The organism is Brevibacterium sp. FME37, assembly GCF_014897485.1.
Classification (GTDB): domain Bacteria; phylum Actinomycetota; class Actinomycetes; order Actinomycetales; family Brevibacteriaceae; genus Brevibacterium.
Map to the genome: position 1 here is coordinate 1 of NZ_JABUYE010000030.1, position 11,923 is coordinate 11,923.

10 protein-coding genes are annotated in these 11,923 nt (G+C 62.4%); 4 read left to right on the top strand and 6 right to left on the bottom strand.

Going from position 1 to position 11,923, the window contains the following annotated elements:
* Positions 1 to 400: 400 nt before the first annotated feature.
* From INT29_RS19515 to INT29_RS19540, 6 genes are all read right to left on the bottom strand, one after another.
* Positions 401 to 1,435: a CNNM domain-containing protein gene (locus INT29_RS19515; RefSeq protein WP_193073213.1), complete on the bottom strand. Its 1,035-nt coding sequence runs from the start codon at positions 1,433 to 1,435 to the stop codon at positions 401 to 403.
* On the bottom strand, positions 1,432 to 2,775 hold the full coding sequence (locus INT29_RS19520) for a hemolysin family protein (RefSeq protein ID WP_193073215.1): 1,344 nt from the start codon (positions 2,773 to 2,775) through the stop codon (positions 1,432 to 1,434). Before INT29_RS19520 ends, INT29_RS19515 begins: the two co-directional genes overlap by 4 nt.
* A 291-nt stretch (positions 2,776 to 3,066) precedes the next feature.
* A complete protein-coding gene (locus INT29_RS19525) occupies positions 3,067 to 4,353 on the bottom strand; it encodes a TRAP transporter large permease (RefSeq protein WP_193073216.1) in 1,287 nt (428 codons plus the stop codon).
* Positions 4,353 to 4,931 carry a TRAP transporter small permease gene (locus INT29_RS19530; RefSeq protein WP_226831482.1) on the bottom strand — a complete coding sequence of 193 codons (579 nt, stop codon included), beginning with the start codon at positions 4,929 to 4,931 and terminating at the stop codon, positions 4,353 to 4,355. The genes INT29_RS19525 and INT29_RS19530 overlap by 1 nt, the downstream gene beginning before the upstream one ends.
* Positions 4,932 to 4,933: 2 nt before the next feature.
* Positions 4,934 to 5,977, bottom strand: a complete 1,044-nt coding sequence (locus INT29_RS19535) for a TRAP transporter substrate-binding protein (RefSeq protein ID WP_193073219.1) — start codon at positions 5,975 to 5,977, stop codon at positions 4,934 to 4,936.
* Between the two features lie 246 nt (positions 5,978 to 6,223).
* Positions 6,224 to 6,904: a GntR family transcriptional regulator gene (locus INT29_RS19540; RefSeq protein ID WP_164743140.1), complete on the bottom strand. Its 681-nt coding sequence runs from the start codon at positions 6,902 to 6,904 to the stop codon at positions 6,224 to 6,226.
* A gap of 154 nt (positions 6,905 to 7,058) precedes the next feature.
* Between INT29_RS19540 and INT29_RS19545 the strand changes: the two genes are divergently transcribed.
* The 4 genes from INT29_RS19545 to INT29_RS19560 all read left to right on the top strand — a co-directional run bounded on the left by INT29_RS19545 (position 7,059) and on the right by INT29_RS19560 (position 11,874).
* Positions 7,059 to 8,246 (top strand): CaiB/BaiF CoA-transferase family protein, encoded by a 1,188-nt coding sequence (locus INT29_RS19545; protein WP_319020948.1) that lies wholly within the window; start codon positions 7,059 to 7,061, stop codon positions 8,244 to 8,246.
* Between the two features lie 5 nt (positions 8,247 to 8,251).
* Positions 8,252 to 9,967, top strand: coding sequence for a FumA C-terminus/TtdB family hydratase beta subunit (locus tag INT29_RS19550; RefSeq protein WP_193073223.1), 1,716 nt, complete (start codon positions 8,252 to 8,254; stop codon positions 9,965 to 9,967).
* Between the two features lie 93 nt (positions 9,968 to 10,060).
* Complete coding sequence (locus INT29_RS19555) at positions 10,061 to 11,209, top strand: acyl-CoA dehydrogenase family protein (RefSeq protein WP_193073224.1); 1,149 nt, start codon at positions 10,061 to 10,063, stop codon at positions 11,207 to 11,209.
* A 35-nt stretch (positions 11,210 to 11,244) separates the two neighbouring features.
* Complete coding sequence (locus INT29_RS19560; protein WP_226842267.1) at positions 11,245 to 11,874, top strand: acyl-CoA dehydrogenase family protein; 630 nt, start codon at positions 11,245 to 11,247, stop codon at positions 11,872 to 11,874.
* Positions 11,875 to 11,923: the final 49 nt, after the last annotated feature.

Here is an 11,923-nt window from a genome sequence, read left to right on the forward strand (position 1 = left end):
CAGGCTTGCCTATGAACAAGCCAGATTAGATGTCACCTAACCCTGCATCAGTCCCTTCATTGGGTTTGCTCGCATGTTCGGTGCCTTCCGCGTTGCCCCAATTTGCTGATCGACCAGAGGATCATTTTGTGCATGGCTGGATCATATGAGGTAGTTAGATCAATGAGCTGGAGTGTCTTGATTAAGTTCTCAATTCGTTACCTGCTCGACAGCTGGTTGATCTGGGTCGGAGGGTCAGGGCAGCCAGGAGCACCAGGGCACTGGGGATCGCGGCTTTCGCAACGCTCATCACGCTCATGCCCAACATCCCGAAGGTGACGAACAGGCTGAGTCTCAGCAACGATGTGCTCATGCCGAACTTCAGGTTCTTCCCGACTGCGACGCTGAAGCAGGTCAGCTCTTAGGATCCGGCACCACGCCTGCCGGAACCATCTGAGGCGAGCAGATAGCTGAGCACGTCGGTGACTGTGACCACCGCATGGCTGCCATCAGATCGCTCGACCAGTGCCAGCTGTGTTCCTGCATCCTTCATTGCACCGAAGGCGCGACCGACGGTCATCGTTGCGGGCAGGACCTCGACCGAGCGAGCCACCTCGGTGACGGTGTCCCCGCCATCGAGACCGAGCACATCGCGGACATGGACCACGTGAGTCGGTGGTTGCCCAGACGCTGTGTGCACGAGGACGCGTCGGTGGCGATCGCGGCGCGCGGCCTCTCGCACTGTGTCCGCTGTCGCCTGCGGGCCGACGGCAGTCAGTTTCCCCTGCTTCGCCACCAGTTCGCCGAGGCTGAGCTGAGTCAGCTCGAGAGCACCGAGCAGTGCATCCGAGGACTCCCGTTCGATAGTCCCCGCCTGCGCCGAATGGCGCAGCAGCTCGCGCAGGTCATCAGAGGTGTGGCCCTGATCGACCTCGTCGACGGGTTCGACGCCGACGAGTCGCAGGCAGGCGTTGGCCGCGTTGTTGAGCACGTGGAGCAGGGGCCGGGTGAGGAACATGAACGCCCGCATTGGAAGCGCGAGTAAGATCGCGGAGCGCTCCGGGTGGGCCACAGCCCACGACTTCGGGGCCATCTCACCGACGACGAGATGGAGGAACGTGACGATGATGAGGGCGAGGATGAATCCGGTGAGGTCGGCGATCCACAGGGGCAGACCCAGAGCCTCGGCGACCGGCGTGATCCAATGATGAACCGCGGGCTTCGTGATCGCACCCAGTGCCAGTGTGCACGCCGTGATGCCCAGCTGGGAACCGGCGAGGAGGACGGAGAGCTCGGTGGAGCTGCGCAGCGCCGCTCTGGCCGAGCGGCTGTCGGCCGCTGCATCTTCCAGCCGGTGGCGTTTGGCGGCGATGAGGGCGAATTCCACGGAGACGAAGAACGCGCTGAGGCCGATGAAGAGGACAGTGAGGGTGACGATGACCCAGGGGTTGCTCATCGCTGAACCTCGATTCCGATCCGCAGCTGGGAGGGTACATGGGAGGACACCTCGAGGACGTCGACGGTGAGCCTGACCGGACTCGGCGCTCGTGTGCCGGCGAGCTCGGCTGGGTCGACCGGCAAGGTGATCTCGATCCGGTCACCGACCTCGGGGAAGCCCTTGGCCTCTTCGATGACAAGGCCTGAAAGCGTCTGCGCCGAGGTGGCGGGCAGGTCGCGTTCGAGCGCGCGGGAGAGCTCGTCGAGGGGCATCGCCCCCGGAGCCGTCCAGGTGCCGTCATCATCTGCGACGATCTCCTCGATCGCCTCATCGTGTTCGTCGACGATGTCACCGACGAGTTCCTCGCCGAGGTCCTCGACCGTGACGATGCCGGAGAACCCTCCGTACTCATCGACGACGCAGCCCATCTGGGCCCGGTTCTCAGTCAAGGTGCGCACGGCGTCGGGCAGGGGCAGGGACTCGGGAACGAAGACCGGCGATTTGAGCAAGGGACGCAGATCGTCTCCGTCAGCGGCGGAGAGGACGTCGAGGAGATCGATCGTGCCCACCACTTCCTCGGCGTCGTTGAGTACCGGGTACCGGGAATGACCGGTCTGCATGAGAGTTCGCACCTGATGCAGCGGCGTGTCCTCGCGGATGACGTCGACCCGTGAGCGGGGCACGGTGGCGTGGTCGACGCTCTGTTGTGGGAAGTCGAGGATGCGGTCGAGGATAAGGGAATCTTCGTCGACGAGATCCCCACTCTGTCGTGAGTCCGCGACGATATGTTTGAGATCGCGACGGGTCGCGGAGTGGTCGACATCGTGGACAGGTTCGATCCCGAGGACCTTGAGCAGGGCGTTCGAAGCCTTGTCGAAGATCGTGATGAGCCAACCGAATACGGCGAGATAGATCGCAGTCGATCGCGCAAGCCAGATAGCCAGGGGCTCAGGCCGGGCGATCGCGAGGTTCTTCGGAAACAGTTCACCGAAGACCATCTGGATGATCGTCGCCACGACCAGGGCGAGCACAGTGCCGATGACGACTCCGGTGCCGGTGGGGATCGCGGTCCCGCCGAGGGCCTCACCGACGGCAGTGCCGATGAGGGGTTCGGCGACATAGCCGACCAGCAGCCCGGTGACGGTGATACCCAGCTGAGCACCGGAGAGCATAAACGAGGTGCGGCGAGTGATCGATTGAGCGCGCTCGGCGGCTTTGTCACCGGCGGCCGACCGGGCAGCCAGGCGAGAACGGTCGACGGCCATATAGGCGAATTCCTGGGCCACGAAGTAGCCGGTGGCCACTGTGATGAGCAGGACGACGAGCAGGCCGATGAGAAGCGAGAGAAGCCAGGTCAACGGAGTTCACCTGCCCGCGCGGGGTGTTGCTGAGGTCTGATACTGCCAATGATGTCCCAGCCGGGACTTCGATAGTCGTCCATGTTCCTTCCGGAAGTCTGCATGTAGGCGGCTGACTACGATTATCCAGATGAAAGCTGGCAGCGCGCTGTGGGTGGGTGCTGCGACGAGGTGACGACTCTCGCCACGCTTCTATGACCACTGAACACTTGTGGTGCAGGTGGCCAGTTTGCAAACTGGCCACCTGCACCACAAGTGATCGATCGTCCTCGGGCCCTACGTCCTCGGGCCCTACGAACCCACGAATGCCGTGGCGAAGAACGGAACGAACGTCACCAGCGCCAGAGCAGCCAGCAGCACCAATGCACTCGGGATGGCTGCCTTGGCGACCTTCATTACGCTCATACCCGACATGCCGGAAGCCACGAACAGGTTGAGTCCCAGCGGCGGCGTGATCATGCCGATCTCCAGGTTCATCACGACGATGATGCCGAAGTGGATCGGGTCGATGCCCAGCTCCATGGCGATCGGCAGCAGGATCGGGGCGAGGATGAGGATCGCCGACGACGTCTCCATCACACAGCCCACGAACAGCAGCAGGATGTTGACGAGGATGAGGAACTGCCAGGGCTGCAGGTCCCAAGCTGTGATCGTCTCCGAGATCGACCCTGGGATCCGCTCACTGGCGAGGACGAAGGTGAAGAGGATGCCGTTGGCGATGATGAACATGACCATCGCCGAGGTTTTCACGGATGAGAGCGTGACTTCCCACAGCTGCGAGATCTTGATCTCGCGGTAGATGACCAGGGACACCACCAGTGAGTAGGCGACCGCGACGGCCGCCGCCTCGGTGGGGGTGAACCAGCCTGAGTAGATTCCACCCAGGACCAGGAACGGCAGGGCCAAGGCGAGGATCGCGTCGCGGAATGCCTTGAGCTTGTCCACATTGGATATCCGGAAGCCTTCCCCGGCGTTGCCGTAACCGTTCTTCCAGGCCACGAACACGGCCATGCCCAGCAGCATGACGCCGGCGAGGATGCCCGGCAGGATGCCGGCGAGGAACAGGTCGCCGATGTTCTGCTCTGTGGCGATGCCGAAGACGATGAGCGGAATCGACGGCGGGATGAGAATGCCCAAGGACCCCGAGGTGGCCACGAGTCCCGTGGAGAATTCCTTCGGGTATCCGTTCTTGATCATGGCCGGGATCATCAGCGCACCGACGGCGACGACCGTGGCCGGTGATGAGCCGGAGACGGCGGCGAAGAACATGCACGCAAGCACCGTGGTGATCGCCATGCCCCCGCGCAGGTGGCCGACCATGGCGGCACCGAAGTCGGTCAGTCGCCGCGAGATTCCACCGCGGGACATGATGTTGGCCGCGAGGATGAAGAACGGAATCGCCATCAGCGGGAACGAGTTCAGAGCGTTGAAGAGCCGTTCCGAGACCTGGGTCATCGGGATGAGCGTGAAGTAGTAGAAGTAGACGAGGCTGGTCAGGCCCAGGGCCACCGCAATGGGCGCCGAGGTGACGAGCAGCAGAATGAGGACTGCAATGAGAACGAATGTTGCTTCGAGCATCAGCGATCCCCTTCCTTCGAATCGTCGTCGTCATCGATGGCGACATCCTTCACGTCGATGCCGACTGCCGCGGCTTCCTCAGCGAACACGTCCTTGTCGAGCTCTTCGGCCGGGGCCTTGATCGCTCGGATGAGCATTTCGGCGGCGCGGATGAAGAACAGCGTCATGCCGATCGCCAGTGAGAGTTCGACGACCCACAGCGGCAGCTTGAGCGCCGGGGTGATCGTCGTGCGCGAGAAGGGTTCGCTGATCAGTGCCCAGGACAGGTAGGCGATGAAGCCCGCATAGATGAGAGTCATCAGGCCGCCGAGGACGACGAAGAACTTCTTCTTCTTGCCCTTGAGCAGCGTCGGCATGATGTCCACGGCCACGTGCTCGTTGTGGCGCAGGGTCACGACCGCACCGAAGAAGGTCGAGCAGATGATGAGATAGATGATGGCCTCTTCGGACCAGAAGAGCACGTCTCCGGTGATATTGCGCAGGAGCACTGCGAAGACCGCGAGTGCTGTGGCGCCGATGAGACTGGCGCCGGCCAGGAAGTTCTCGACCCGGCTCAGATACTTGTCGAAGGTCTTCATCGTCACTCACGTTCCTTGTCGCGCTGCAGGAGCTCGTCGACGACCTCAGGTCCGATGACATCGCTGTACTTCTCGTACTCGGATGGCACGACCATGTCCTTGAACGACTGACGTTCTTCCTTCGTGGGCACCACGATCTTCGTGCCCCCGGACTCCTCGATGAGCCGCTTGGATTCCGCGTTGACCTTCTGTGCTTCCTTGCGGTTGAACTCGGAGGCTTCATCGGCAGATTCGTCGACGACGGCCTGCAGGTCATCGGGCAGTTCGTCATACCAGCGCTTGTTCACGGTGAGGATGTAGCCGATGTAACCGTGATTGAGTTCGGTGACGTACTTCTGGACGGTGTGCATCTTCTGCGACTCGATGTTCGAGTATGTGTTCTCACCACCGTCGATGAGTCCCTGCTGAAGTCCGTTGTAGACCTCCGCGAAGGCCAGGGGCGACGGGATTCCGCCCCAGGTCTCGAACTGAGTGCGCAGCACGTCCGAAGGTTGGATGCGATACTTCTTGCCCTTCATGTCATCCGGGGACAGCGTCGCATTGTTCGAATGGATCTGCTTCATTCCCGAATCCCACAGGCCCAGAACCTTCAGTCCATTGGCCTCGAGGTCGGGGTTAGCGTAGATGGCCTTGCCGATCTCGGTGTCGGGACTGACGATCTCCGGGATCTCATCCGGGTGATCGAAAATGAACGGCAAGTCGAGAACCTGCAGGCTCGGCGCGATCGTCGTGAACTTCGCGCTCGCCGGGGCGAGCATCTGCACGGCGTTGGACTGCAGCGCCTGCATCTCGTCCTTGCCGCCGTAGAGTTCCGAGTTCGGGAACACCTCGACCTGGATGCGGCCATCGGACTTCTCTTCGATCTGCTTGGCGAAGAAGTCAGCGGCGAGTCCCTTCGGCGTGCTCGTCGAAGTCACATGGGCGAAGCGCAGTTCGAACTTCTCCTGCTTGCCGCTGCGCGCGGGATTGCACCCGCTCAGGGCCAGCAGGCAGATCGACAGGCAGGCAACCAGCGGTTTCCACCTGGGTCGTCGTATCGACGTCATCGTCAGCTCCAGTAATCGAGACCAGTGTCATGTCAGTCTCCGAGGTGACCAGTGCAGACATCGCAGTCTGCTGCACAATGCACGGCAACGTGCCTTGGCGGTGCGCTGAGTCACACAAGGAGTCAAACGATTTGAGCTTAGACGAGAATCAGTCGATTTCCAATATTATCTACCAAAGAATGCATTATTTCTTGAGATGTGGGAATCCAAGGGCGATGGATACAGAGAACGGGGGAGTGGGGCTGCTCAGTCCGCGTCGAAATCGAAGGGGTCGGAGATCGGCTCACCGGCCGTGGACTCGGCCAGGCGCAGGAATCCATTGGTGATGTGATCGCCGAGGTGCTTCGCCGCAGCGTCCGGATCGATGCGTTTCACAGCATCGACGATGGCCTGGTGCTCACTGTGGACCTGATTGAGTCGGTCCGAACTGTCGAGGGTGAGATCCCAGGGAAAGGCCCGCCACCGGGTGGCGATGTCATCGCGCAGGGCCGGGAGTCCGCACCGATCGTAGAAGAAGAAGTGGAACTCCTCGTTGCGGGTGTTGCGGCCCATGGCATCGCCCTCTTCGCTGGCGGAGTCCAGTGCCTCGAGGAGCTTCTCGGCCTGGCGCAGCTCGTGACGGGAGATCCGGGTCGTGGCGCGGGCGATGGCGAAGGTCTCGGTCAGTTTGCGTGTGACGAAGAGAGATTTGAGGCGGTCGACGTCGACGCCGGCCACGCGCACGCCGCGATGGGCCTCGGAGGATACGAGGCCTTCGGATTCGAGGATGCGCAAGGCTTCGCGGACAGGAGTGATCGAGGCCTTGAACCATTCGGCGACCTCGTCCTGACGCAGTCGTTCGCCGCGTTCGAGCTCGCGGCCGAGGATCTTCCGACGCAGGCCCAGGACGATCTTGTCCCGCTTCGTCGATGCTGATTCCTGCTCCACTCCACAGCCTTCCGTCGCCGCTCGTCGTGCCTCGCCAATTGCCTTCGCTTCGTGAAGTGTATCCCGCTGCAAGGTTTCAGCGTGAATAATGCATGATCCAGAGAATGATGTATTCTATCGTGGAAAGCTTATGAAATCTCGTTGTGGAGGCCCCGTGCACGCCGAACTTCCGTTGTCCGGTATCAGCGTCATCAGCTGCGAGCAGGCCGTGGCGGCACCGTTCGCCTCCAGGCAGCTCGCCGATCTGGGTGCGCGCGTGATCAAGATCGAGCGCCCCGGAACCGGAGACTTCGCCCGCGGCTACGACACCACCGTCAACGGCATGGCAAGCCACTTCGTATGGCTCAACCGCAACAAGGAGAGCCTGAGCCTCGACCTCAAGCACCCGCAGGGCAAAGCGATTCTCAAGAGCCTCGTCGCCGAGGCCGACGTGTTCATCCAGAACTTCGCCCCCGGAGCCGCCGAACGCTTGGGCTTCGGCGCCGATGACCTGCGCGGGACCAATGACCGACTCATCTACGCCTCGATCTCCGGATACGGACCAGACGGGCCGTACAAGAACGCCAAGGCATACGATGCACTTGTGCAGGCCGAAGCAGGATTGGTCTCCGTGACAGGGACCGAGGATCACCCCGCGAAGACGGGGATCTCAACGGCGGACATCTCCGCCGGCATGTACACCTATTCCGGCATCCTCACCGCCCTGTTCAACCGTGAGAAGACAGGCGAAGGCGCCACCCTCCAAATCAGCCTCTTCGACTCCCTCGTCGAATGGATGGGCTACCCCCTCTACTTCACCCACGGCAGCGGCACCCGCCCCACCCGGGCAGGGACCTCCCATGCGGCCATCGCCCCCTATGGTGCGTTCACCTGCGGTGACGGCACCCAGATTATGCTCGCGATTCAGAATGAACGCGAATGGAAGAGCTTCGCCACCCAGGTCCTGGGCCGTGACGACATGGTCACCGACGAACGCTTCGATCGGGCAGCCCACCGCTACGCCCACCGCGATGAGCTGCAAACCATCATCGAAGCAGTCTTCGCCGACTTCACCGGCGCGCAATGCGACGAGCTCCTCGAAACCGCCAAGGTCGCACACTCGCGGCAGCGGGACATGACTGAGATCGCCGATCACCCCCAGCTGGTCGAGCGTGACCGCTGGCAGGACGTCGGCTCCCCGGTCGGGCCGATTTCGATGCTCGTGCCTCCGGTCGAGATGTCCGGGGTCGAACCTCGGATGGATCCGATTCCCGATGTTGGAGACCATACGGACACCATCCTCGGCGATCTGGGATTCAGTCCTGAGAAGGTTGCCGAACTCCATCGTGAAGGAGCCATCTGATCACCATGGCCGAACAACCTGACACAACACCGGCCTTTGCGTATACCCCGTTGCTGCCCACACACGGTGATGGCCCGGCCATGCGGCGCCTCGACATCGACGGAGTCGAAACGGTGCACGCCGAGGTGGCTGGCCAGCCGAGGTCATTCCTGCAGGTGGCGCCGTCGACGCTGACCGGCCTCGCCGAGGTCGCGTTCAAAGAGGTCTCCCACTACCTGCGCACCGATCACCTGGCCAGCCTGCGCGCGATCATCGACGATCCGGAAGCCAGCGCCAACGATGTCTTCGTCGCACTCGACCTGCTGCAGAACGCCTCGGTCTCGGCCGGGGAGATCCTGCCCATGTGCCAGGACACCGGAACCGCGATCGTCTCCGCTAAACGCGGACCCAATGTGCTCACCGACGGTGACGACGCCAAATATCTCTCGGCCGGCATCCACCGGGCCTATGAGGAGCTCAACCTCCGCTACTCCCAGCTCGCCCCGGTCAGCCTCTTCGAGGAGAAGAACACGGGCACCAACCTGCCCGCGCAGATCGAAGTGGGGTTGAGCCCGGCCGATGACTACGAGCTGCTGTTCATGGCCAAGGGCGGGGGAAGTGCGAACAAGTCCTTCCTCTACCAGGAGACGAAGGCCGTGCTCAACGAGGACTCGATGCTCGAATTCCTCGCCGAGAAGATCTCCACCCTGGGCACCGCTGCCTGCCCGCCCTACCACCTGGCAGTCGTCATCGGCGGACCCTCGGCGGAGTTCACGCTCAAGACCGCGAAGCTCGCCAGCGCCCATTACCTCGACGACCTGCCCACCACCGGTGACTCGAGGCTGGGCCATGGGTTCCGCGACACGGACTTCGAAGACACCGTGTTCAAGCTGACCCAGACGCTCGGCTTCGGCGCGCAGTTCGGTGGCAAGTACTTCTGCCACGACGTGCGCGTCGTGAGGCTGCCCCGCCACAACGGGTCACTGCCGATCGCGATCGCCGTCAGCTGCTCGGCCGACCGGCAGATCATTGCCCGCATCAACGCAGACGGTGTCTTCATCGAAGAACTCGAACACGATCCGGCTCGGTTCCTGCCGTCGATGGGTCGCGTCGATGAGATCGAATCCGGCAACGTCACCGCCGTCGACCTCGACCGGCCGATGCCCGAACTCCAGTCCCAGCTGAGCCAGCTGGCCGTAGGGGACAGGCTTTCAGTGTCAGGCACGATGATCGTCGCCCGAGACATCGTCCACGCCAACCTGCGCGAACGCCTCAATGCCGGCGGGGAGCTGCCCGACTACTTTAAGGACCACCCCATCTACTACGCGGGACCGGCCAAGACTCCCGAAGGAATGCCCTCGGGATCGTTTGGACCGACCACCGCTTCACGGATGGACACCTACGTGCGCCAGTTCCAGGAGGCCGGCGGGTCGATGATCATGCTCGCCAAGGGCAACCGCTCGGCGCAGGTCAAAGACTCCTGTGCGGAATTCGGCGGGTTCTACCTCGGCTCCATCGGCGGGCCCGCGGCACGTCTGGCCCAGGACTGCATCACCGAGGTCGAAGTCCTCGACATGGAGGACCTCGGTATGGAAGCCGTCTGGCGGATCACAGTTGAGGACTTCCCAGCCTTCATCATCACCGACGACAAGGGCAACGACTTCTTCGACAGCACTGGACCGGATACGACGATCGGGCTCGGGCGGACGAGAACAGCCAAGGACGGCGCCCGGCTGGACTGAACCGGCCACGGACCACCACGAACACGGCCACGTCGGGCCACCTCGGCGAGGCAGACAATCACAACTTCAGCAGCAGAGGAAAAGGACTTCGAGATGGCAGTCAGCAGCGAAGAGCAGATGATGATCGACACGGTCGCCGAGTTCATCGACCACGACGTCAAACCCCACGTCAACCGGGTCGAGCATGCCGACGAATATCCGGAGAAGTGGATCCAGACCATGAAGGACATGGGCATCTACGGACTCGCGATCGACGAGCCCTGGGGCGACGGCAAAGTCTCGACCGAGGCCTATGCGCTCATCACGCAGGAACTGGCCCGCGGGTGGATGTCCTTAGCCGGTGCCATGGGCGGGCACACCGTCGTGGCCAAGCTCATCGCCGAATACGGCACGGCCGAGCAGAAGGACAAATACCTGCCGCGCATGGCCACCGGTGAACTGCGCGCGACGATGGCCCTGACCGAACCCGGCGGCGGCTCCGACCTGCAGGCCATGCGCACCGTCGCGACCAAGGACGGCGAGGACTACGTCATCAACGGGTCGAAGACCTGGATCACCAACGCCCGCAAGTCCGACCTCATCGCACTGCTGTGCAAGACCGACCCGAGTGCCGAGCCCAGGCATAAGGGCATTTCGATCATCCTTGTCGAGAAAGGCGAGGGCTTCACGGTGTCGAAGAACCTCTCGAAGCTCGGTTACAAGGGTGTCGAAACCTGCGAACTCGTATTCGAGAACCTGCGTCAGCCGCAGTCCCAGCTGCTCGGCTCGGTCGAAGGTGTGGGCTTCAAGCAGATGATGAAGGGCCTGGAGATCGGCCGCATCCAGGTCGCCTCTCGTTCGCTCGGCGTGGCCCAGGCTGCGCTGAACGACGCAGTGAAGTACTCGCAGGAGCGCGAGTCCATGGGCAAGCCGATCTGGCGTCACCAGGCCGTGGGCAACCAGCTGGCGAAGATGGCCACCAAGCTCGAGGCCGCCCGGCAGCTCGTCCTCCACGCGGCTCGCACCTATGACTCGGGTGAGCGCGTGGATATGGAGGCCGGTATGGCCAAGTACTACGCCTCAGAGATGGCCGCCGAGGTGGCCCTTGACGCCATCCGTGTCCATGGCGGTTACGGATACTCCACCGAGTACGACGTCGAACGCTACTACCGTGATGCCCCGCTGATGATCGTCGGCGAGGGCACGAACGAGATTCAGTTGAACGTCATCGCCAAGCAGCTCATCGGCCGCAATAAGGCCTGAGGCAGATCAGCTCAGGGAAACGAGGGAAACTCGCAATGACGCATAAACCCAGACCACGCCCGGATACCCCGCACTTCATGACCGAGGAACGCCTCGAGATTCAAGCGCTCGCCCGGGAGTTCGCCCACGATGTCGTCTTGCCGCTGGCCAATGAGCTTGATCCTGTTGAGGGGCAGTTTCCGGACTGGTTCATCAAGCAGATGGCCGATATGGGATTCTTCGGCATTTTGATCCCCGAAGAATACGGAGGCCTGGGACTCGGCGTCTTCGAGTACTGCCTCGTCGCCGAAGAACTCTCCAGAGCCTGGATGTCCGTCGGTGGACTGCTGGCTCGGGGCAACGGAATGGGCGGTGGCTTCTCACCCGAACAGGAAGCCCGGCTGCTGCCGAAGGTCGCGACCGGCGAATACCTCGGCGCCTTCGCCCTGTCCGAGGCAGAGGCTGGGTCGGACGTCGCGAACATTCGCTGCAAGGCCACTCGTGCCGATGACGGCGGCTGGGTCATCAACGGCACGAAGATGTGGTGCACGTTTGCTGACCAGGCTGACTATTTGATTCTCTTCGCCCGCACCTCCACCGATGAGACCAAGCGCCACCGTGGGATCTCGGCATTCTTGGTCGAGAAGAACCGCGGTGAATTCCCCGAGGGCATGATGCTCCTATAGATGTCAAGCGGCTTGAAGAAGGAAGTCCCGGTACTGCGCTGCGAACTCG

What these genes read in the sequence shown, in the direction of transcription:
- INT29_RS19535 (WP_193073219.1), bottom strand. Translation starts at nt 5,977, where the DNA reads ATGACGTCGATACGACGACCCAGGTGGAAACCGCTGGTTGCCTGCCTG.
- INT29_RS19555 (WP_193073224.1), top strand. Translation starts at nt 10,061, where the DNA reads ATGGCAGTCAGCAGCGAAGAGCAGATGATGATCGACACGGTCGCCGAG.
- INT29_RS19550 (WP_193073223.1), top strand. Translation starts at nt 8,252, where the DNA reads ATGGCCGAACAACCTGACACAACACCGGCCTTTGCGTATACCCCGTTG.
- INT29_RS19530 (WP_226831482.1), bottom strand. Translation starts at nt 4,931, where the DNA reads ATGAAGACCTTCGACAAGTATCTGAGCCGGGTCGAGAACTTCCTGGCC.
- INT29_RS19515 (WP_193073213.1), bottom strand. Translation starts at nt 1,435, where the DNA reads ATGAGCAACCCCTGGGTCATCGTCACCCTCACTGTCCTCTTCATCGGC.
- INT29_RS19560 (WP_226842267.1), top strand. Translation starts at nt 11,245, where the DNA reads ATGACGCATAAACCCAGACCACGCCCGGATACCCCGCACTTCATGACC.
- INT29_RS19525 (WP_193073216.1), bottom strand. Translation starts at nt 4,353, where the DNA reads ATGCTCGAAGCAACATTCGTTCTCATTGCAGTCCTCATTCTGCTGCTC.